Annotated in this window: 24 protein-coding genes and 1 tRNA gene; 21 read left to right on the top strand and 4 right to left on the bottom strand. The window is 60.1% G+C overall.

The features are described 5' to 3' along the window. Positions 1 to 196 precede the first annotated feature (196 nt). The 8 genes from hisI to tatC all read left to right on the top strand — a co-directional run bounded on the left by hisI (position 197) and on the right by tatC (position 4,847). Positions 197 to 586: a phosphoribosyl-AMP cyclohydrolase gene (hisI, locus tag ACH2DG_RS17110; RefSeq protein ID WP_395025490.1), complete on the top strand. Its 390-nt coding sequence runs from the start codon at positions 197 to 199 to the stop codon at positions 584 to 586. Positions 587 to 652: 66 nt separating this feature from the next. After that, positions 653 to 1,057, top strand: a complete 405-nt coding sequence (locus ACH2DG_RS17105) for a phosphoribosyl-ATP diphosphatase (protein ID WP_395025492.1) — start codon at positions 653 to 655, stop codon at positions 1,055 to 1,057. Next, positions 1,054 to 1,443 carry a DUF4870 family protein gene (locus tag ACH2DG_RS17100; protein ID WP_395025494.1) on the top strand — a complete coding sequence of 130 codons (390 nt, stop codon included), beginning with the start codon at positions 1,054 to 1,056 and terminating at the stop codon, positions 1,441 to 1,443. The genes ACH2DG_RS17105 and ACH2DG_RS17100 overlap by 4 nt, the downstream gene beginning before the upstream one ends. Then, positions 1,436 to 2,548 (top strand): patatin-like phospholipase family protein, encoded by a 1,113-nt coding sequence (locus ACH2DG_RS17095; RefSeq protein ID WP_395025496.1) that lies wholly within the window; start codon positions 1,436 to 1,438, stop codon positions 2,546 to 2,548. Before ACH2DG_RS17100 ends, ACH2DG_RS17095 begins: the two co-directional genes overlap by 8 nt. A 109-nt stretch (positions 2,549 to 2,657) precedes the next feature. After that, on the top strand, positions 2,658 to 3,014 hold the full coding sequence (locus ACH2DG_RS17090; RefSeq protein ID WP_395025498.1) for a histidine triad nucleotide-binding protein: 357 nt from the start codon (positions 2,658 to 2,660) through the stop codon (positions 3,012 to 3,014). 100 nt (positions 3,015 to 3,114) lie between these two features. Further along, positions 3,115 to 3,363, top strand: coding sequence for a Sec-independent protein translocase subunit TatA (gene tatA, locus ACH2DG_RS17085; RefSeq protein WP_395025500.1), 249 nt, complete (start codon positions 3,115 to 3,117; stop codon positions 3,361 to 3,363). A gap of 78 nt (positions 3,364 to 3,441) precedes the next feature. Continuing rightward, positions 3,442 to 3,978, top strand: a complete 537-nt coding sequence (gene tatB / locus ACH2DG_RS17080) for a Sec-independent protein translocase protein TatB (RefSeq protein ID WP_184707079.1) — start codon at positions 3,442 to 3,444, stop codon at positions 3,976 to 3,978. Between the two features lie 74 nt (positions 3,979 to 4,052). Continuing rightward, positions 4,053 to 4,847 carry a twin-arginine translocase subunit TatC gene (gene tatC / locus ACH2DG_RS17075; RefSeq protein WP_395025502.1) on the top strand — a complete coding sequence of 265 codons (795 nt, stop codon included), beginning with the start codon at positions 4,053 to 4,055 and terminating at the stop codon, positions 4,845 to 4,847. Between the two features lie 279 nt (positions 4,848 to 5,126). Here the strand turns inward: tatC and ACH2DG_RS17070 are convergent, their stop codons facing one another. Further along, a complete protein-coding gene (locus ACH2DG_RS17070) occupies positions 5,127 to 6,299 on the bottom strand; it encodes a S1C family serine protease (protein WP_395025503.1) in 1,173 nt (390 codons plus the stop codon). 24 nt (positions 6,300 to 6,323) lie between these two features. Between ACH2DG_RS17070 and ACH2DG_RS17065 the strand changes: the two genes are divergently transcribed. Together ACH2DG_RS17065 and ACH2DG_RS17060 are read left to right on the top strand one after the other, a co-directional pair. Beyond that, positions 6,324 to 6,662 carry a hypothetical protein gene (locus ACH2DG_RS17065; RefSeq protein ID WP_395025504.1) on the top strand — a complete coding sequence of 113 codons (339 nt, stop codon included), beginning with the start codon at positions 6,324 to 6,326 and terminating at the stop codon, positions 6,660 to 6,662. 7 nt (positions 6,663 to 6,669) lie between these two features. After that, complete coding sequence (locus ACH2DG_RS17060) at positions 6,670 to 7,998, top strand: MFS transporter (RefSeq protein ID WP_395025506.1); 1,329 nt, start codon at positions 6,670 to 6,672, stop codon at positions 7,996 to 7,998. Here ACH2DG_RS17060 and ACH2DG_RS17055 read toward each other — a convergent pair. Then, on the bottom strand, positions 7,982 to 8,464 hold the full coding sequence (locus tag ACH2DG_RS17055) for an AmiS/UreI family transporter (RefSeq protein WP_395025507.1): 483 nt from the start codon (positions 8,462 to 8,464) through the stop codon (positions 7,982 to 7,984). The genes ACH2DG_RS17060 and ACH2DG_RS17055 overlap by 17 nt on opposite strands. Before the next feature lie 112 nt (positions 8,465 to 8,576). Between ACH2DG_RS17055 and ACH2DG_RS17050 the strand changes: the two genes are divergently transcribed. Both ACH2DG_RS17050 and pdxA read left to right on the top strand, forming a co-directional pair. After that, the gene (locus ACH2DG_RS17050) at positions 8,577 to 9,329 is read left to right on the top strand and encodes a Nif3-like dinuclear metal center hexameric protein (RefSeq protein ID WP_395025508.1); all 753 of its coding nucleotides are present in this window, start codon (positions 8,577 to 8,579) and stop codon (positions 9,327 to 9,329) included. A gap of 85 nt (positions 9,330 to 9,414) precedes the next feature. Continuing rightward, positions 9,415 to 10,446 carry a 4-hydroxythreonine-4-phosphate dehydrogenase PdxA gene (gene pdxA / locus ACH2DG_RS17045; protein WP_395025638.1) on the top strand — a complete coding sequence of 344 codons (1,032 nt, stop codon included), beginning with the start codon at positions 9,415 to 9,417 and terminating at the stop codon, positions 10,444 to 10,446. Positions 10,447 to 10,596: 150 nt separating this feature from the next. Here the strand turns inward: pdxA and mscL are convergent, their stop codons facing one another. Then, on the bottom strand, positions 10,597 to 11,025 hold the full coding sequence (gene mscL, locus ACH2DG_RS17040; RefSeq protein WP_395025510.1) for a large conductance mechanosensitive channel protein MscL: 429 nt from the start codon (positions 11,023 to 11,025) through the stop codon (positions 10,597 to 10,599). A 126-nt stretch (positions 11,026 to 11,151) separates the two neighbouring features. Here mscL and petA point away from each other — a divergent pair, with 126 nt between their 5' ends. The 6 genes from petA to ACH2DG_RS17010 all read left to right on the top strand — a co-directional run bounded on the left by petA (position 11,152) and on the right by ACH2DG_RS17010 (position 15,483). Next, complete coding sequence (gene petA, locus ACH2DG_RS17035; RefSeq protein ID WP_224150183.1) at positions 11,152 to 11,748, top strand: ubiquinol-cytochrome c reductase iron-sulfur subunit; 597 nt, start codon at positions 11,152 to 11,154, stop codon at positions 11,746 to 11,748. Between the two features lie 9 nt (positions 11,749 to 11,757). Continuing rightward, positions 11,758 to 13,236, top strand: a complete 1,479-nt coding sequence (locus ACH2DG_RS17030; RefSeq protein WP_395025511.1) for a cytochrome bc complex cytochrome b subunit — start codon at positions 11,758 to 11,760, stop codon at positions 13,234 to 13,236. 18 nt (positions 13,237 to 13,254) lie between these two features. After that, positions 13,255 to 14,019, top strand: a complete 765-nt coding sequence (locus ACH2DG_RS17025; protein WP_395025512.1) for a cytochrome c1 — start codon at positions 13,255 to 13,257, stop codon at positions 14,017 to 14,019. 124 nt (positions 14,020 to 14,143) lie between these two features. Next, positions 14,144 to 14,755, top strand: a complete 612-nt coding sequence (locus ACH2DG_RS17020; RefSeq protein WP_184707100.1) for a glutathione S-transferase N-terminal domain-containing protein — start codon at positions 14,144 to 14,146, stop codon at positions 14,753 to 14,755. Between the two features lie 81 nt (positions 14,756 to 14,836). Beyond that, positions 14,837 to 15,358, top strand: coding sequence for a ClpXP protease specificity-enhancing factor (locus ACH2DG_RS17015; protein ID WP_395025514.1), 522 nt, complete (start codon positions 14,837 to 14,839; stop codon positions 15,356 to 15,358). A 49-nt stretch (positions 15,359 to 15,407) separates the two neighbouring features. Further along, positions 15,408 to 15,483: transfer RNA gene (locus ACH2DG_RS17010), tRNA-Thr, on the top strand. Positions 15,484 to 15,577: 94 nt separating this feature from the next. Here ACH2DG_RS17010 and ACH2DG_RS17005 read toward each other — a convergent pair. Next, positions 15,578 to 15,916: a hypothetical protein gene (locus ACH2DG_RS17005; protein ID WP_395025515.1), complete on the bottom strand. Its 339-nt coding sequence runs from the start codon at positions 15,914 to 15,916 to the stop codon at positions 15,578 to 15,580. A 209-nt stretch (positions 15,917 to 16,125) separates the two neighbouring features. Between ACH2DG_RS17005 and secA the strand changes: the two genes are divergently transcribed. The 3 genes from secA to ACH2DG_RS16990 all read left to right on the top strand — a co-directional run. After that, positions 16,126 to 18,867, top strand: coding sequence for a preprotein translocase subunit SecA (gene secA / locus ACH2DG_RS17000; RefSeq protein ID WP_395025516.1), 2,742 nt, complete (start codon positions 16,126 to 16,128; stop codon positions 18,865 to 18,867). A 97-nt stretch (positions 18,868 to 18,964) separates the two neighbouring features. Next, positions 18,965 to 20,206 (top strand): bifunctional glutamate N-acetyltransferase/amino-acid acetyltransferase ArgJ, encoded by a 1,242-nt coding sequence (gene argJ, locus ACH2DG_RS16995; RefSeq protein WP_395025517.1) that lies wholly within the window; start codon positions 18,965 to 18,967, stop codon positions 20,204 to 20,206. 204 nt (positions 20,207 to 20,410) lie between these two features. After that, on the top strand, positions 20,411 to 20,672 hold a 262-nt coding region (locus tag ACH2DG_RS16990), incomplete at its 3' end, for a DUF815 domain-containing protein (protein WP_395027614.1).

Here is a 20,672-nt window from a genome sequence, read left to right as displayed (position 1 = left end):
CTTGTCAACCCGGAATTACTGATTGCTATAAAAGAATGAGCTGTCTGCGCTTTATGGATATGCGATACAGCTACTGAAAATGTGAAATCTATTGCTGGATAAGCGCACTTTGCTCACTTTTTTACGAAGAAAAATCAATGCCCGGGACATCGTTTGGCGGGTTCAGGGGGTATCGCAGATCGCCGACAATCGCCACATGACTTGGCTAGACGACATAAAGTGGGATGCGCAGGGTCTGGTGCCCGTGATTGCGCAGGAAAAAGGCTCGGGCGACGTCCTGATGTTTGCCTGGATGAACCGCGAGGCGCTGCAGAAGACGGCAGAGCTGCAGCGGGCGGTGTACTTCAGCCGCTCGCGTGGCAAGCTGTGGTTCAAGGGCGAGGAATCCGGCCACGTGCAGCAGGTGCACGAGATCCGCATCGACTGCGACAATGATGTGATCCTCCTGACCGTGACGCAAACCGGCCATGAGCCGGGCATTGCCTGCCACACGGGCCGCCACAGCTGTTTCTACAGCGTGCTGCGCGAAGGCCAGTGGCAACCGGTCGATCCGGTCTTGAAAGATCCCGAATCCATCTATAAATAATTGCCATGGCCCAAAGCCCTGGCCCGAAGCCTTCGCCATAAGGGCAGGGCGAAATACATTGTTGTTATGACCGAAAAGAATTCTTCTTCTGCCCTGCCTGCAACCGATGCGCTGATGCGCCTGGCGGAGCTGCTGGAGTCGCGCAAGCCCGCCAATGGTGGCGATCCAGAGTCCAGCTACGTGGCCCGCCTGCTGCACAAGGGGCCGGATGCATTTCTGAAGAAAGTGGGCGAAGAGGCTACCGAAGTCGTGATGGCTGCCAAGGATGTCGACCACGGCGCGCCCGCAGCCAAGCTGGTGTACGAAGTGGCCGATCTGTGGTTTCATACCATGGTGGCGCTGGCCCACTATGGCCTCAGCCCGCAGGATGTGGTCAATGAACTGGTGCGCCGTGAAGGCTTGAGCGGCCTGGAAGAAAAGGCCATGCGCAAGGTCAAGAGTCGTGAAGCCGAAGAAGGGAGTGTTCCATGAGTGATGTGATCGAAGTCAAAGCCGTGGATGCGGCCGAAATGGAAAGCCTGAAAACCTGGGGTTGGGTGAGCTATTTTCTGCACCTGATCGTGGCAGTGGCTGCGGTGGTGCCGAGCGCGCAGGTCAGCGTATTTCTGCTTGTCGTGGCGTTGGTGATTGATCTGGTCAAGCGTGGCGATGCCAGGGGAACCTGGCAGGAGAGCCATTTTTCCTGGCGCATCCGCAGTGTGATCTGGGCGGGCATCCTGTATGTGGTGACGGCACCGCTGTGGATATTCTTTCTGGTGCCGGGCTGGATCGCCTGGACCATTATCTCGATCTGGTTTCTCTACCGCATCGTGCGCGGCATGGTCGCCATGAACAAGGACCAAGCCATCCATGGCTAACCACATCGAGCCGGCAGACGGCGCGCTGTCCCCGCAGGCAGCCGAGGCGGGCGGAACTGCGCCGCAGCGCACACGGCTTGCACGGTCCAAGGGCGTTGACGAGAATACGCCGCCCATCAGCCTGGCGCTGCAGGGCGGCGGTTCGCACGGCGCTTTCACCTGGGGGGTGCTGGACGCCCTGTTGGAAGAGCGCAGCCTGTGGTTTGAAGGTGTCAGCGGCACCAGTGCCGGGGCCATGAACGCCGTGGTGATGGCCTATGGCTATGGCCGCGCGGCCGTCGAAATCAAGGACCGGCGCGAAGCCCATGAAGCGGGCTGTGAAGCCGCCCGGGCCAGCCTGCGCCAGTTCTGGGAAGGCGTGGGCACCATGGGCAGCCTGATGGCGGGCGTGCCTGCGGCGGGCAAGGCCATCATGGACATGATGAGTCAGTGGTTCTCGCCCTACCAGACCAACCCGCTCGATATCAATCCGCTGCGCCGCCTATTGGAACGCGTGGTGGATTTTGACTTTCTGCAGCAGGAGCAGGGCAAGAGCGCACCGCGCGTCTTCGTCTGCGCCACCAATGTCCGCACCGGCAAGGGCGAAGTCTTCAGCGGCAAGCGGCTCTCGGCAGACGCAGTGATGGCGTCCGCCTGCCTGCCCATGCTGTACAAGGCAGTCGAGGTGGGTGACCAGTTCTACTGGGACGGTGGCTATTCCGGCAATCCGCTGCTCTATCCGCTGATTTACCAGACGGGCAACAGCGATGTATTGCTGGTGCAGCTCAACCCCATCGAGTATGACGAGGTGCCGTCCAACGCGCAGGAAATCATGGACCGCGTCAACGAGATCACATTCAACGCCAGCCTGCTGGCCGAGTTGCGTGCCATGGGCTTTGTGCGTCGTCTGCTGGAAGAGGGCAAGCTCGACTCCGAGCGCTACAAATACATGCTGATGCACCATGTGGATGGCGGCAAGGTGCTCAAGGCCTATGGGGCATCGAGCAAAAACCGCTCCGACATGGCCTTTGTGCGCGAGTTGATGGACAAGGGGCGCGAATCGGGCCTTGCGTGGCTCAAGCGCCACCGCGCCGATGTCGGCGTGCGCTCAGGCTTCAAGGTGTGACGTCGCTGTCGCCCGTGCTGCGGGTGCAGGAGATAGATTGCGCTATGCTTGGTATAGCTGCATGCGCACAGTGGATGCGCGCCAAGGCATCTTTTTACTCATGAATCTTATGCACGATCCAAACTGCATTTTCTGCAAAATCATTGCGGGCGATATCCCTTCGAGCAAGGTGTATGAAGACGAGGACATGCTGGTCTTCAAGGACATCCACCCGTCCGCACCCGTGCATTTGCTGATGGTGCCCAAGGGCCACATCCCGTCGATGGCCCAGGTGAGCGCCGACGATGCCCCCCTTCTGGGTCGCATGCTGGTCAAGGCGCCCGAACTGGCCCGGGCCAATGGCTGCAACCCTTATCCCGAAGGCGGTTTTCGCCTGATGGTGAATACGGGCGAAGAGGGCGGCCAGGAAGTGCACCACCTGCACATCCACATCCTGGGAGGCGCGCGCCCCTGGCGCAAGGGCTGATTGCAGCCATCGCTCAGGTAATACCGCGCTGCGTGACAGTATTACGAAACTTGCAGGCGCCCGGGGCGTCTAAAATGTTTGCATTCGCAAGGAGAAATTCATGGGTTCCTTTTCTATTTGGCATTGGCTGATCGTTCTGGCCATCGTGGTGCTGGTGTTTGGCACCAAAAAGCTCAAGAACATCGGCTCGGACCTGGGCGGTGCCGTCAAGGGCTTCAAGGATGGCATCAAGGACGGCAACGAAAGCGCCGCTGCCCCAACATCTACCACTACGGCTCAGCAGCAGGTGGGCCAGACTCCCGTGGCGGACAAGACCACGATCGACGTCGAAGCCAAGAACAAGGGCTGATGCGCTGCATGCTCGTGACGACCGTGCTGGCCATGCCCGTGCGGCCGCAGTCGCTGGCCTGCCATCGTTGGGACTGGAATGTTTGATCTCGGTATCTCCAAAATGGCCTTGATCGGTGCGGTGGCACTGATCGTGATCGGCCCTGAAAAACTGCCGCGCGTGGCCCGCACGGTTGGCACCTTGCTGGGCAAGGCGCAGCGCTATGTCAATGACGTGAAGGCCGAGGTCAATCGTTCGATGGAGCTCGACGAGCTGCGCAAGATGAAGGACAGCGTCGAATCGGCAGCGCGCGATGTGGAAAGCACGATCCGCACCAATGCCTCCGATTTCGAAAAGAACCTGAACGACGAGGCGCATGGCGTCAAGGGCGCACTGTCGGGGGAGTCGTCGGCGGGCGAAGACAGCTTCTACACCGCAGACCCTTATGCCGAGAGCTATGGCAGCACGGCTTCGTCCGTCTCTCCGGTGTACCAGCACCCGCGCAAGAACTGGCGTGTCAAACGCGGCGCGACCCCCCAGTGGTACAAGCACCGCGCAGGCGTGCGTACCCACGTGCAATCGGGGGCAGCCCGGGTCGCCCGTTTCCGGCCCAAGTCACGCGGACCCAAGGCGTGATGCGGAAAATGCAGGGTAGCGGCTTCGCGTGCGCCCGCAACTGACGGCAGGCACCTGTTCACAAGAATTTTTCCATGTCCGAAACTCCCTCCCAAGAAGACGAACTGGCCGGCACCGAGCAGCCCTTCGTGCAGCACCTGATGGAGCTGCGCAACCGCCTGGTCTACAGCATTGGCGGCATTGTCGTGGCCTTGATCCTGCTGGCCATCTGGCCGGGCCCCGATGGGCTGATGAACTTCATCGCCCACCCCATCAAGGCACACATGCCGCCTGACGCCAAGCTGATTGCCGTTGGCGTGTTCTCGCCCTTCATCGTTCCGCTCAAGGTGCTGGGGATGGCGGCGGTGCTGCTGGCCCTGCCCTGGATCATGTACCAGCTGTGGGCCTTTGTGGCTCCCGGGCTCTACAGCCATGAAAAGCGCTTTGCACTGCCACTGATCTTTTTTGGCAGCCTGCTGGCCTACGCGGGCATTGCCTTTGTGCAATTGTTCGTGCTGGACCGCATGTTCGGCTTCATCCAGCATTTCACGCCGTCGAGCGTGGCGGCAACGCCGGATATCGCCTCTTATGTCGAAGCCATTCTGTCGCTGTATCTGGCTTTCGGCCTGGCGTTTCAGGTGCCGATCGTGGTGATCCTGCTGGTGCGTCTGGGCATTGTCGAAATTGACAAGCTCAAGTCCTTTCGCGGGTACTTCATCGTGCTGGCCTTCATCATTGCCGCAGTGGTGACGCCGCCCGATGTGCTCTCGCAGATCTCGCTGGCGGTGCCCATGTGCATTCTGTACGAGATTGGCATCTGGGGTGCAACTTGGTTCTCGCGCAACGCGCCAAAGAAAGACGAAGAGGCGGATTCCAACAGCGCAGCCTGAGCGGCTGCAGATGCGATGGCCCGTTACGGGTCTCAAGAGCAAAAAAAAGCCCCGGATGCTTGCGAGCACGGGGCTTTGTTCTTTGTTTTTGCCGATACTCGCTGCGGGGGGCCTCTCGGTTGAAGATTGCTACAAAAAGCAGAGTTTCTTGTGCTTGAGGCTATAGAATTTCAGCGATTTCCCTTGGCGTTGGCAGCGGCATTGCAGCAAGCGGTGTCAGCTGAAATGCCGGGAATGTACTCTGCCAGGGCCTGGAGGCCGGTTCCTATGGACAGCGGTTCAGCGTCGCCCCTGAGGCATCTGCGGCACGGCGCGCCCGCTGGCGGGGCGGGTATCCGGCGTGATGCGGATGGTCAGGCTGCTTTCGTTACGGCGAATCTGCATCTGCGCTTCGGTGCCCGGCATCAGGCCGGCCACGGCGGTCAAAAGCTCCTGCACATGGCGTACGGGCTTTTCGCCCACCTGAGTGATTACGTCGCCAGGGCGGATGCCGGCCAGGGCTGCCGGGCCATTTTGCAGCACACCGGTGATGATGACGCCTTCGTCGGCTTTCACGCCGAAGGTTTCGGCCAGCTCGGGCGTCAGGTCGTTGGGTTCCACACCGATCCAGCCGCGCGTTACCTTGCCGTCGCGCACGATGCTGTCGAGCACATTCTTGGCAATGGCCACGGGGATGGCAAAGCCGATACCCATGCTGCCGCCCGAGCGTGAATAGATGGCGGTGTTGATGCCCACGAGGTTGCCATTCACATCGACCAGCGCGCCGCCGGAGTTGCCGGGGTTGATGGCGGCATCGGTCTGGATGAAGTTCTCGAAGGTGTTGATGCCCAGCTCGCTCCTGCCCAGTGCGCTGATGATGCCGCTGGTAACCGTCTGGCCTACGCCGAAGGGGTTGCCGATGGCCAGCACCTGGTCACCGACTTCGACCGATTCCGAATTGCCCAGAACGATCACGGGCAGCTTGTCCAGCGTGATCTTGAGAATGGCCAGATCGGTTTCCGGGTCGGTGCCAATCACTTGTGCCTTGGATTTGCGGCCATCGGTCAGGGTTACTTCGATGTCGTCGGCTGCTTCCACCACATGGTTGTTGGTCAGCACATAGCCATCGGGGCTGATGATGACGCCGCTGCCCAGGCCTGCCTGGTTCTGTACGCCCTGGTCGCCAAAGAAGAACTGAAACCACGGATCGTTGGCACGCGGATGGCGGACCTCGGTGCTGGTATTGATGCTGACCACGGCGGGGGCGGCCTTCTTGGCCGCTGGGCTGAAACTGCTGGTGGCGACTGCGGCATGGGTGCTGTCGTCCTTGGGCGCTTCAATCAGGGCGATGCCCGCATTGCTGCGCACATTTTTATTGCGCTGCAGCCAGCTGGGCTGCAGCGTAGCCACGACGAAATAGATGCCAAGCAGTACGGTGACCACCTGGGTAAACAGAAGCCAGAGGCGTTTCATAGAGGCGAGAGGGATGAGGAAGCCATGGATCTGGAGCGCACCGGTGGCGGCCCCGCATGGGGTGATTATGTCATTCGTGTCCGGACGCCTCTGCTTTTGCGGCCGCGCCACCCCTTTGTATCGCGCACGGAGGCTGCGGGCATCGCTGATGGCGATGGCTGGTGGGTGCTTGGGCGGCGATTGCTGCCAGGGTTTATACCTAAAATCGTCGTTTTGACTGCGCCTTTCCTGCACATTGCGGTTCCTCGCGAACTGGCCATCCTCCAGGCTTGCCTGCCACGATCCCGTACCCCGGCGATCCCGAACCCGGTGATTGCGCTCATAACTGCGCCGCATTGCACCGCGCTGTCTTCTGAACGCTAGAGGACACATGACTTCGCAAACCTTCCCCCAAGGCGCTGCCGCTGCAGCGCCTGCCCGCGCGTTGACGCGCGGCGACTACAAGACTCTGGGCCTGTCCGCCCTGGGCGGCACCTTGGAGTTCTATGACTTCGTGGTGTTCGTCTTTTTTGCCAACGTGATTGGCTCGCTGTTCTTTCCAGCCGAAATGCCGGACTGGCTGCGCCAGCTGCAGACGCTGGGCATTTTTGCTGCCGGCTACCTCGCACGGCCGCTGGGCGGCATACTGATTGCGCACTTTGGCGATATCCTGGGCCGCAAGAAGATGTTCACGCTGTCCATCTTTTTGATGGCGGTGCCCACGCTGGTGATCGGCCTGCTGCCCACCTATGCCTCCATCGGCATTGCCGCGCCCTTGCTGCTCTTGCTGATGCGCGTGCTGCAGGGCGCAGCCATTGGCGGCGAGATGCCTGGCGCCTGGGTGTTTGTGGCCGAGCACGCACCGACGCGGCACTACGGCTTTGCCATCGGCGCGCTCACCTCAGGCATTACCGGCGGCATTTTCCTGGGCTCCATCATTGGCGTATGGCTCAACAGCAGCTACAGCGCCACCGAGATCCACGACTGGGCATGGCGCATTCCGTTCATTCTGGGCGGTGTCTTCGGCCTGGTGTCCGTGTACCTGCGCCGCTTTCTGCACGAGACGCCGGTCTTTCAAGAATTGCAGGCACGCAAGGAGGCCGGGCGCGAGTTGCCGATCAAGACCATTCTGCGCGAGCACCGCGCGGCCTGTGTGCTGGTGGCGCTGATGACCTGGGTGCTCTCCACCGCCATCGTGGTTGTCGTGCTGTTCACCCCCGCCTATCTGCAGAAGGTGTTCCACATTGCTCCGGCCTCGGCCATGAAGGCCAATGCGCTCGCCACGGTCACCCTGACGCTGGGCTGCGTGTTCTGGGGCTGGCTGTCGGACCGCCTGGGCACCCGCGTGGTGATGGTGGTGGGCTGGCTGGGCATGAGTGCTACCGCCTATATCTTCTACCTGGGCCTGCCGGGCACCGATGCGTCGCTGCTGTGGTCGTATGCGCTGGTGGGTTTCTTTGTGGGCAGTATCTCGCTGCTGCCGGTGGTGGGGGTTCGCGCCTTCCCGGCGCCGGTGCGGTTCACCGGACTGTCCTTTGCCTACAACATGGCTTATGCGGTGTTTGGCGGGCTCACGCCCATGCTGGTTTCCGTCTGGCAGCAGACCGATGTGATGGCGCCCGCCCACTACGTGGCAGCCATGGGCATTCTGGGCGCGGTGCTGGGTTTTTGGCCCCTGGCCAGCAAGGGCTGGCAACCGGGGTCTACCAGCGGCCGGTGAGCATGAGCAGCCCCGGCGCCCAGCAAGTGCCTACGCCGCAGGCAACGGTGTAGTGTGGCAGGAGGCGCAGGCGGCGGCCCAGGCCCATGGATACGAAGAACAGCAGCCACAGGCTGGCCCACAGCAACCAGAGTGTCGCCATGCGCCAGTCCTGTTGCACTGCAGCAAAAGCCAGGGCGCTGACAGCCACGAAGCCGCTGTACCAGCCCAGGCCCTCACCCTTGAGGCCAAACCAGTGGGTGGCCGCCGCATACAGGTAGGTGAAGGCGAACAGCAGGCCGCCCGCGCTTGCAAGGTAATCCGGCGTGCCGTCTGCGCGCACCAGCCCCAGCAGGTTGGTGAACAGCGCCAGCAGCCCCACCAGCAAGTTGAGCATCACCGTGTCCTTGGGCTCGATGCGGCCTGCCAGCGACAGGCCATTGACGATCAGAACTGCGCCGATGAAAAGAAGTGCAACGCCAAGCATGGGGAAATCAGGTGGAGGGACAGGAGGAGGGCGCGCCAGTGTAATGGCCACTCTGCGGTGGTTATCGCGTGTTTCAGGCATAAGAGAAATTCCCTTCTGAGACAATCGCGCCATGACGACCACCCGCCAAGACATGCTGCAGGCCTTCAATACCCTGCTGCAACCCGAACGATTCAAGGACTACGGCCCCAATGGCCTGCAGATCGAGGGCAAGACCGAGATCCGCAAGCTGGTGAGCGGCGTGACCGCATCGCGTGCGCTCATCGATGCGGCCATTGCTGCCGGTGCAGATGCCATCTTTGTGCACCATGGCCTGTTCTGGCGTGGGTATGACGGGCGCATCACCGGCTGGATGAAGCAGCGCATCGAGCGCCTGATCAAGAACGATATCAACCTGTTTGCCTACCACCTGCCGCTCGACGCCCATCCCGAGCTGGGGAACAACGCGCAACTGGGCGTGCGCCTGGGTTGGCAGGCAGACGGACGCTTCGGGGAGCAGGATCTCGGCTTTATCGGCAGTATCCCGGAAGCGCCTGCACAGCAGATTGCGGCGCAGATACAACAGGCCCTGGGTCGCTCCGTCACGCTGGCGACAAGCGAAAACCCTCGCCCCATCTGTCGCATGGCCTGGTGTACCGGAGGGGCGCAAAGCTTTTTTGAGGCCGCCATCGCGGCCGGTGCCGATGGCTTTTTGACGGGCGAAATCTCGGAACCGCAGGCGCATCTGGCACGCGAGACAGGGGTGAGTTTTTTTGCCGGTGGTCACCATGCCACGGAGCGCTATGGTGCGCCCGCTGCGGCATCGCTGGTCGCGCAGCAACTGGGCATTGCGCACGAGTTCATCGACATTGATAACCCAGCTTGATTTAGCTATATATTTAATAGCTTAAAGCGCTCAATGGTTGCGCGCTGTAGCTTGTTTTCTCTCAAAGGTTTGTGTTGTGAGCCGCATCCCACTTCTGGCTATCACCCAGGGCGATCCCGCAGGTATTGGCCCCGAAATCATTGCCAAGGGCTTTCGTGATGCGCCTGAGTGCATGCGCGGCTGTTTTGTTGTGGGCGACGTAGCCACCTTGCGCCGCGCCGCGCAGGTGCTGCAAGGGCCCGGTCGGTGTGCCTTGCCCGTCGCGGTGATTGCAACTGCGCAAGATGCGCTGCAGGTACCGCAGCGTTGTATGCCGGTGCTGCCGCTGCCCGGTTTGCCCGGCCCGCTGCCCTTTGGGCAGGTGCAGGCAGAGGCGGGGCGCGCTGCTGCTGCCTGTGTGCAGTGGGCGGCACGCGCGGCCTTGCGCGGAGAGATCGATGGTCTGGTGACAGCCCCCCTGCACAAGGAGGCACTGCATCTGGCGGGAGTGGATTTCCCCGGACATACGGAGCTTTTGCAGGCGGAAGCTGCCATCCATGCCGGTGTGCCCATTGCACAGATGCCGGTGCGCATGATGCTGGCCAATGAATCGCTGCGTACCGTGCTGGTGAGCATCCATGTCTCTCTGCGCGACGCGATTGATGCAGTGACCAGTGCCAATGTGCTGGAAACACTGCGCATCACGCATGCTGCGCTTTCCCGATCACTCGGCCGCGCGCCGCGCATTGCGGTCGCAGGGCTGAACCCGCATGCAGGCGAGGCTGGACACATGGGGCGCGAAGAGATCGAGCAGATCGCCCCGGCCATTGCACAGGCACGAGCGCTGGGCATGGATGTGGCAGGCCCGGAAGCCCCGGATACCGTATTCATGCGTGCCCGCAGTGTGCCGGGCAAGACCGGAGAGTTTGATGTGGTGGTGGCGATGTACCACGACCAGGGCCTGATTCCGGTGAAGTACCTGGGCCTGGATCAGGGGGTGAACGTGACCCTGGGTCTGTCATTGGTGCGCACCAGTCCGGATCATGGCACGGCTTTCAACATTGCCGGGCAGGGTGTGGCTGATGCAGCAAGTTTGATAGAAGCGGTGCAGGTGGCGCGGCGCTTGGTGGCTGCCTGAGCGAGTTCAGTTCGCGAAGCTCCTTCTGAGGAGCGGGATGGGCCGGAGAAACCATCTCTTGGCCGCAGGCAGCCCAAGCCGTAAAAAAGAAAGCAGCCAGGCGGCTGCTTCTTTTTCAGGATTTTATGCAACACACATCGTTGCGAAAGATCAACGTTTCTGCTGCAGACTGTCGCGAATTTCACGCAGCAGCACGATGTCTTCTGCAGGCGCAGCGGGTGCTTCTGCAGGTGCTTCGCGCTTGAGGCGATTGATCTGCTTGACCATCATGAAGATGATGAAAGCCAGGATCAGGAAGTTGACCGCGACCGTGATGAAGTTGCCATAGGCAAAGACCGGGATGCCAGCCTTCTTCAGGGCATCGAGCGTGCGTGGCACGCCGTCGGGGATAGTGCCCAGCACCACGAAAAGATTGGAAAAATCCAGCTTTCCAAAGATCATGCCCACCAGCGGCATGATCAAATCGTTCACGACCGAATCGACAATCTTGCCGAATGCACCGCCGATGATCACGCCGACGGCCAGATCCATCACGTTGCCCTTGACCGCGAACTCACGGAATTCCTTCATGAAGCTCATTGTTGGCTCCTGTCAAAAAATAAACATGGGCTACAGTATCGCTCAGGTTTTGCCGCATTGCATGACTGCCAGCTCCATCCGTACAATCCGCGAAAACCGAGACACAATTGTTGATCAAGGAGCCCCATGAGTGATTCTTCCATCGACTCCAGTAAGCGGACGTGGCTGATAGCGTCAGGATGTGCAGGTGCAGTAGGTGGAGTCGCCACTGCCGTTCCCTTTGTCAGTTCTTTCCAGCCTTCGGAAAAGGCCAAGGCCGCCGGTGCAGCGGTCGAGGTGGATATCTCGGAGCTCAAGCCCGGCGAGAAGATCACTGCAGAGTGGCGCGGCAAGCCCATCTGGATCATGCGTCGCACCCCGGAGCAACTGGCCGAATTGCCCAAGCTAGACGGCCAGCTGGCCGATCCCAAATCAGAGCGTACGGCGTATCCCACGCCGGACTACGCCAAGAACGAAACCCGCTCCATCAAGCCCGATGTACTGGTGGTGATTGGTATCTGCACCCATCTGGGCTGCTCGCCGACCGACAAGCTGGCACCCGGCCCGCAGCCTTCGCTGCCCGATGACTGGAAGGGCGGCTTTCTGTGTCCCTGCCACGGCTCGACATTCGACCTCGCTGGCCGCGTCTTCAAGAACAAGCCCGCACCCGACAACCTCGAAGTGCCAGCGCACATGTATCTCTCGGATACCAGGCTGCTGATCGGCGAAGACAAAAAGGCATAAGGAGGCGGCATGGCACACGAATTCAAGGACATATCGCCCAATGCCTCCATTGGGGCCAAGGCGAGCAACTGGCTGGAAAACCGTTTTCCCACGGCTTTTGATGCCTATCGCGTTCACATGTCGGAGTACTACGCTCCGAAAAACTTCAATTTTTGGTACATCTTTGGCTCCCTGGCGCTTCTGGTGCTGGTGATCCAGATCGTCACCGGCATCTTCCTCGTGATGCACTACAAGCCAGACGCCAATCCGGTGGGTGGCGTGATTGGGGCGCCAGCTGCGGCTTTTGCCTCAGTTGAATACATCATGCGAGACGTTCCCTGGGGCTGGCTGATCCGAACCATGCATTCCACGGGCGCCTCGGCCTTCTTTGTGGTGGTGTATCTGCACATGTTCCGTGGCCTCCTGTACGGCAGCTACCGCAAGCCGCGCGAGCTGGTCTGGATCTTTGGCTGCGCCATCTTCCTGTGCCTGATGGCAGAGGCATTCATGGGCTACCTGCTGCCCTGGGGCCAGATGTCGTATTGGGGCGCGCAGGTGATCGTGAACCTGTTCTCGGCCATTCCCTTCATCGGCCCTGATCTGGCGCTGCTGATCCGTGGTGACTATGTGGTCGGCGATGCCACGCTGAATCGCTTCTTCAGCTTCCACGTGATTGCCGTGCCGCTGGTGTTGCTCGGCCTGGTGGTGGCCCACTTGCTGGCTTTGCATGATGTGGGATCGAACAACCCGGATGGCATCGAGATCAAGGGCCCCAAGGCGCCCAAGGATGCCAAGGGCAACCCGCTCGATGGCGTGCCCTTCCACCCGTACTACACGGTGCACGACATCTTCGGTGTGGCTGTTTTCCTGTTCATCTTCTCGGCCATCGTGTTCTTTGCGCCGGAGATGGGGGGCTATTTCCTCGAATACAACAACTTCATCCCGGCTGATCCATTGAAGACGCCGAACCACATTGCACCTGTGTGGTACTTCACGCCGTTCTATTCGATGCTGCGTGCCATCACCAGCGAAATGATGGTTGCGCTCTCGGCCATCCTTATCATTGCCGTTGCCTTTGTCTGCGTGAAAACGCGCATGGCAGGCGCCCTCAAGGGCCTGCTGATTGCGGTGGCTGTCGTGGTGCTGGCAATGTTTGGTGCCTTTGCCTTCACGGGCATCAAGGCGCTGTCGGGGATTGATGCCAAGTTCTGGGGCGTGGTGGTGATGGGTCTGGCGGTCATCATCCTGTTCTTCCTGCCCTGGCTCGATCACAGCCCGGTCAAGTCGATCCGCTACCGTCCGCACTGGCACAAATATGTGTACGCGGTGTTCGTGGTCAATTTCATCGTGCTGGCATACCTGGGTGTGCAACCGCCGTCGCCCATTGGCGAAAAAGTATCGCAGGTAGGTACCTTGTTCTATTTTGGTTTCTTCCTGCTGATGCCTTGGTGGAGCCGCAAGGGAACACCTAAACCGGTGCCTGATCGGGTCACCTTTCATGCGCACTGAGCCCGGGAGAGCATCACGATGAAAAAAATAATTCTTTCCACCTTGCTGGCCGTTGGTGTCTGGATGGGGGCAGCCCCGGTGCAGGCCTCTGAAGGCGGTGTTGCCTGGGACAAGTTCAAGACCAGCACCAACGATACGGCGTCCTTGCAAAATGGCGCCAAGCTGTTTGTCAATTACTGCCTGAGCTGCCACTCCGCCTCGTTCGTGCGCTACAACCGCCTCAAGGATATTGGCCTGACCGAGCAGCAGATCAAGGACAACCTGCTTCTGACCACCGACAAGGTGGGCGAGACCATGAAGGCGGCCATTGATCCCAGGCAGGCCAAGGAGTGGTTCGGAGCCAATCCGCCCGATCTGACCCTGGTGGCGCGCTCGCGTGCCGGCAGCCAGGGCACGGGCGCGGACTACCTCTACACCTTCCTGCGAACTTTCTACAAGGACGACACCAAAGCCACAGGCTGGAACAACATGGCCTTCCCGTCTGTAGGTATGCCGCATGTGCTGTGGGAGCTGCAGGGGGTGCGCACACCGGTGTATGAGGAAGTGGACGAACACGGCCACAAGGTGCAGCTGTTCAAGGGCTGGAATCAAGTGACCCCCGGCAAGATGAGTTCGGCCGAATTCGATAAGAATGTGGGTGATTTGGTGAACTATCTACAATGGATGGGTGACCCCAGCCAAAACACCCGCATTCGCGTGGGTGTTTGGGTGCTGATCTTCTTGCTGGGTCTGATTCTCATCACCTGGCGCCTGAATGCAGCGTTCTGGAAAGATGTGAAGTAATCACTGTTTTTGCGAGCAGCCAGGCCCCGCCCTGTTTTCAGGGCTTGAATTCTGGTTGCCGATTTGTGTAGAGTGGGCGGCATTGACTGCTACCCACTCTTTTTGATTTTAGGAGCCTTCCACCATGATGGTGCTTTATTCGGGAACGACCTGCCCTTTCTCCCACCGCTGCCGCTTTGTGCTGTTTGAGAAGGGAATGGACTTCGAAATCCGTGATGTGGACCTGTTCAACAAGCCCGAAGACATCAGCGTGATGAATCCCTATGGGCAAGTGCCCATTCTGGTGGAACGCGATCTGATCCTGTACGAATCGAACATCATCAACGAGTACATTGACGAGCGCTTCCCGCATCCCCAGTTGATGCCTGGTGACCCTGTGGAGCGTGCCCGCGTGCGCCTGTTCCTGCTCAACTTCGAAAAAGAGCTGTTCACCCACGTGCACACCCTGGAAGAGCGTGCGGCCAAGGGCAATGAAAAGGCGCTGGAAAAGGCGCGTTCGCAAATCCGTGACCGCCTGACCCAGATGGCGCCAGTGTTCCTGAAGAACAAGTTCATTCTGGGCGAGAACTTCTCCATGCTGGATGTGGCCATTGCTCCGCTGCTGTGGCGCCTGGACTACTACGGCATTGAACTGTCGAAGAATGCTGCGCCTCTGCTCAAGTACGCCGAGCGTATTTTCTCGCGCCCTGCCTACATTGAGGCACTGACGCCTTCGGAAAAGGTGATGCGCAAGTGATGACCGCCTGGCCCGGCTTGGCGGCCGGGCTCCCCGGGCTGGCCCTGTGCGGCAGCCTGGGTGACAAGCAGAAAGTGCCGAATGAGTGAAATCCAGACAACCTCCACCCAGCCCTATCTGATCCGCGCCTGGGTGGAGTGGTGCAACGACAACGGGCTCACGCCTTATCTGAGCGTACGCGTGGACAAGACCGTGCAGGTGCCGCGCGAATTTGTCAAAGATGGTGAAATTGTGCTGAACATCAGCTACGACGCCACCAATGCGCTCAAGCTGGGCAATGACTACATTGAGTTCACTGCCCGTTTTGGCGGTGTGCCGCGTGAAATCATGGTGCCAGTCACCCGCGTCATTGCCATTTTTGCGCGTGAAACCGGCCAGGGCATGGGCTTTCCGCCACCCGAGGACCTGTTGGATGACGACGCAGGTATTGCAATGCAGGCATTGCAAGGTCCGGCCGATGAGGAGGATGCCTTCGATGCTTCGGCTTCATCGCCGCCGGTGATGCAGGTCGTATCGTCCAGTGACGACACGGCTCCGCCCGAGGGCGATGGACCAAGCAAGCCCCCCAAGGCTGGCAAACCTTCGCTCAAGCTGGTGAAATAGGCAGAATTCGGCTTTTTTGCGCGCTTTCGCGTATAGAATGCCGCATGTTGCCGATTTAGCTCAGTTGGTAGAGCAACCGCCTTGTAAGCGGTAGGTCATCAGTTCGATTCCGATAATCGGCACCATCCCAATCCCCGGGGCCTGCATTGCGATGCAGGCCTTTTTTATTGCCAAAACAAGTCTTGGGTGATTGATAGGAGCGTGCTGACCGCTATTGATTTAATAGTGAGTGGAGGGGCGATTTGTCCCCTGGCCCAGCACTTTCAGCCGGATGTCGGCCGTTGGATAGCCTTTGACGCGCAAGTGTGCGGCCATGGCGGGGAGCAGTTGCTTGAGCTTGGCGGCGCAGGCATTGTTGGCCACCAGCAGGCACCATTGATCTCCGTCAATGGGGCCGGGCTTGATGGCAGGGCGCAGCATCGGAGGCACCAGGAACTCCACCAGCTTGTACCGGGTGGTGGATTCGCGTGTCAGCGCGGCCAGGCTTGCGAGCGTTGGCGCCTCGCTGGCGGCTTGTTCGACGGTGATGGCGTAATGCCTGCGGTTGGAGGGTGTCATAGGCTGTGCGCTGGCGGATGACCATGGATTGGTGAACCTGCCACGACGTATTCTAGTCAGGGTTGTAGAATGTTTTATTTAGCAGGTGGTGCAGCCGGTATTGAATCCGGGTGCATAGTCTCCATCTGACACAACACTAATCACTAGGAATTCCGGTCGCGCGGCGGAATTGGCACCAGTGCTGATTTGCGCCGCGTGGTTTTGTTCGCATGGCAACCAATTTCTTCACCAAAATTTTTGGCAGTCGCAATGATCGCCTGCTCAAGCAATACCGCAAGGTCGTGGCGCGCATCAATGCGATGGAGCCAGAGTACGAAAAGCTGAGCGACGAGCAATTGCGCCAGAAAACCCAGGAATTCAAGGACCGCATTGCCGGGGGCGAATCGCTGGATAACATCCTGCCGGAAGCGTTTGCCGTGGTCCGCGAGGGTTCCAAGCGCGTGATGAAGATGCGCCACTTCGATGTGCAGATGCTGGGCGGCATGGCGCTGCACTACGGCAAGATTGCTGAAATGCGCACAGGCGAGGGCAAGACGCTGACCGGTACCTTGCCGGTGTACCTGAATGCGCTGGCGGGCAATGGCGTGCATGTGGTGACCGTGAACGATTATCTGGCCACGCGCGATGCGACCTGGATGGGCCGCCTCTACAACTTTCTGGGGCTGTCGGTGGGCATCAACCTGTCGCAACTGCCCAAGCATGAAAAGCAGGCTGCCTACAACGCAGACATCACCTACGGCACGAACAACGAATACGGCTTCGACTACCTGCGTGACAACATGGTGCAGGACAAGACGGAGCGCGTACAGCGCCATCTGAATTTCGCCATCGTTGACGAGGTGGACTCGATCCTGATCGATGAGGCGCGCACTCCGCTGATCATTTCCGGCCAGGCTGAAGACCATACGGCCGCCTATCTGGCCATGCGCACCGTGGTGCCGCTGCTCACCCGCCAGGAAGGCGAAGCTGACCCGCGCACGGGTGAAGGCGTCACCAAGCCGGGCGATTTCACGGTCGATGAAAAGGGCCACCAGATCAACCTGACCGAAGCGGGGTACGAGGCTGCCGAGCGCATCCTGGCCGAGAAGGGTCTGATTGCCGAAGGCGCTTCGCTGTACGACCCTACCAACATCACCCTGGTGCACCAGTTGTTTGCGGCGCTGCGCGCCGAGCACCTCTACCATCGCGACCAGCACTATGTGGTGCAGAACGGCGAAGTGGTGATCGTGGACGAGTTCACCGGACGTCTGATGTCGGGCCGCCGCTGGAGCGAAGGCCTGCACCAGGCCGTGGAGGCCAAGGAAGGTGTGGAGATCCAGGCCGAAAACCAGACGCTGGCTTCGATCACGTTCCAGAATTACTTCCGCCTGTACGCCAAGCTGGGCGGCATGACGGGGACGGCCGATACGGAAGCCTACGAGTTCCAGGAAATCTACGGCCTTGAGACTGTGGTGATTCCGCCGAACCGCCCCAGCAAGCGCGATGACCAGCTCGACCGGGTCTACAAGACCACGCCCGAGAAATACATGGCCGCGATTGCAGATATCCGCGAATGCTACGAGCGCGGCCAGCCAGTGCTGGTGGGAACCACTTCGATTGAGAACTCGGAAATCATCGACGAGCTTCTGAAGAAGGAAAACCTGCCGCACCAGGTGCTCAACGCCAAGCAGCACGAGCGCGAGGCCGACATCATTGCCCAGGCAGGCCGCCCCGGCATGATCACCATCGCCACCAACATGGCCGGCCGTGGTACCGACATCGTGCTGGGTGGCAACATCGAAAAGCAGATTGCCGCCATCGAGTCCGACGAGTCGTTGTCCGAGTCGGAGCGCAAGAACAAGGTGGAAGCCTTGCGCGCCGAATGGAAGCTGGAGCATGACAAGGTGACCGAGCTGGGTGGCTTGCGCATCATTGCGACCGAGCGCCACGAATCGCGCCGCATCGACAACCAGTTGCGTGGCCGTGCAGGCCGCCAGGGCGACAAGGGCTCCTCGCGTTTCTATCTGTCGTTGGACGACCAACTGATGCGCATCTTCGCGGGTGACCGCGTCAAGGCCATCATGGAGCGCTTGAAGATGCCCGATGGCGAAGCCATTGAAGCGGGTATCGTGACCCGCTCCATCGAAAGCGCACAGCGCAAGGTGGAAGCGCGCAACTTCGACATGCGCAAGCAACTGCTGGAATATGATGACGTGGCCAATGACCAGCGCAAGGTCATCTACCAGCAGCGCAATGAAATTCTGGACTCCGCCGATCTGTCGCCCATGATCGACGGCATGCGCGACAGCACCCTGGCCGACATCGTTCGCCAGTATGTGCCCGAGCAGTCGATGGAAGAGCAATGGGACCTGCCGGGCCTGGAGAAGGCGCTGCGCGAGGAAATGCAGATCGACCTGCCACTGGCGCAACTGCTCGATGGCTCCGAATCGCTGACCGACGAAGAGATCGAGGAAAAGGTCGTCGCCGAAGGCGCGCGCATTTTCAGCAGCAAGCTGGAGCAGGCGGGCAAGGAAAACTTCATGCAGTTCATGCGTGCCGTGCTGCTGCAGACGCTGGACTCCTCGTGGCGTGATCACTTGGCTGCACTGGACTATCTGCGCCAGGGCATCCATCTGCGCGGCTATGCGCAAAAGCAGCCCAAGCAGGAATACAAGCGCGAAGCATTCGAGTTGTTCCGCCAGCTGATCGACCACGTCAAGAACCAGGTCACCCGTGTGATGATGCAGGTGCAGATCCGCTCACCCGAGCAGCTCGACGAAGCCACCGAACAGCTGGAGCAAAGCAATGCCCGCACCAGCGTCCACTACAGCGGTGCGGAGGAGCCTTCAGCGGAAGAGGCTGCCGCCATGGAGCCGCTGGAGCTGCCCGAAGGCATGCGCGTGGGCCGCAACGATCCCTGCCCATGCGGCAGCGGCAAACGTTTCAAGCTCTGCCACGGTAAACTCGCTTGACACTGTAATGCTGTAGAAGACGGGCTTTGACAGGTGCAGAGCCCGTTTTTTTTCTTGGTTTTTTCCCTTCTTTCTCATTCATTTTTGAAAGACTGACATGCCCGTCAATTTGAAAGCCCCTGTGGCGCAGGATCTGGCACCGATCGCCGGTGTTCGCATTGGTGTGACGGAGGCCGGTGTGCGCAAGGCCAACCGCAAGGACCTGACCGTATTCCTGCTTGATGAAGGCAGCCACGTGGCCGGGGTGTTCACCAAAAACCGCTTCTGCGCTGCACCCGTGCAGATCTGCCGCGAGCACCTGGCTGTCCAGGGCAAGGCAGATGGCGGCATTCGCGCCATGGTCATCAATACCGGCAACGCCAATGCGGGCACCGGTGCCGATGGCCTGGCCCGTGCCAATGCCACTTGCGACGCATTGGCGGGCTTGCTGAAAATCGATGCCAAGCAGGTGCTGCCGTTCTCGACCGGCGTCATCATGGAGCCGCTGCCGGTGGACCGCATCACGGCTGGTCTGCCCGCCGCCATCGCAGACGCGCAGGCTGGCAACTGGGCCAAGGCGGCCGAAGGCATCATGACGACCGACACCATTGCCAAGGCGTTTTCTGCCAAGGCCGTGGTGGGCGGGAAGACGGTGCATGTCACTGGCATCAGCAAGGGGGCTGGCATGATCCGCCCCAACATGGCAACCATGCTGAGCTTCCTGGCAACGGATGCCGCCATTGATGCGGCACTGCTGCCCGCGCTGGCCAAACAACTGGCAGACCAGTCCTTCAACCGCATTACGATTGACGGCGACACTTCGACCAATGACTCGTTTGTGGTGGTTGCCACCAACCAGGCAGGTAACGCGGTGGTGACCGACTGGAGCAGCGCCGACGGGCAGGCCTTGATGGCTGCGTTGCGTGATGTTGCGCAGAAGTTGGCGCAGGCCATCGTGCGCGATGGTGAAGGGGCTACCAAGTTCATCCAGATCGAGGTGGAGCAGGGCCGTACCGAGGAGGAATGCCGCCAGGTGGCCTATGCGATTGCCCATTCGCCGCTGGTCAAAACCGCCTTCTTCGCCAGCGACCCCAACCTGGGCCGCATTCTGGCCGCTGTGGGCTATGCCGGCATTGAAGACCTGGACCAGACCAAGATCGAGTTGTACCTGGACGATGTGCATGTGGCCACCCATGGCGGTCGCAACCCGTCCTACGAAGAAGCCGATGGTCAGCGCGTGATGAAGCAGCAGGAAATCGTGGTGCGTGTGCAGTTGGGCCGTGGCACGGCCAATACCACCGTGTGGACCTGCGACCTGAGCCACGACTACGTCAGCATCAACGCCGACTACCGCTCCTGAGCAGTGCAGCCGGCATCTGCGGCTCCCGGCCCTGCCGCCCCTCTGCAGTGGGAAAGGCAGCCTCCGCAGCTTGCGATATACCACCAAGGGCCTACGGGCCCTTTGTGCTTTGTATTGTGGTATTTTTAAGCGTTATTGCGTTCTGGTGCCTGCCCGTCAAGCGCTGGTAGCTATTGAAAATATAGTAAATCGGAGACAGATACCATGTCCTTGGATTCCTCTTTTTCTCCATTGGAACGCCTGGTGGTGCGTGCCGAGCAACTGATGCAGCGTATCGAGGCGGTACTGCCGCAGGCGCTCCAGGCTCCGGCCGACTGGAATGACGCGATTGCCTGGCGCTACCGCAAGCGCGCCAACGGCTGCGGTGTGCTGGAGCCGGTGCGCCACGTGGGGGCGATGCAATTGAGTGACTTGCAGAACATTGATGTTCAGAAAGACAAGATTGCGCGCAATACCGAGCAGTTTG

The sequence above is a fragment of the Comamonas odontotermitis genome (assembly GCF_040396735.1).
Taxonomy (GTDB): Bacteria; Pseudomonadota; Gammaproteobacteria; order Burkholderiales; family Burkholderiaceae_C; genus Comamonas; species Comamonas odontotermitis_C.
Note: the sequence above shows the minus strand (reverse complement) of the source record. Positions and strands in the feature narration are given on the sequence as shown.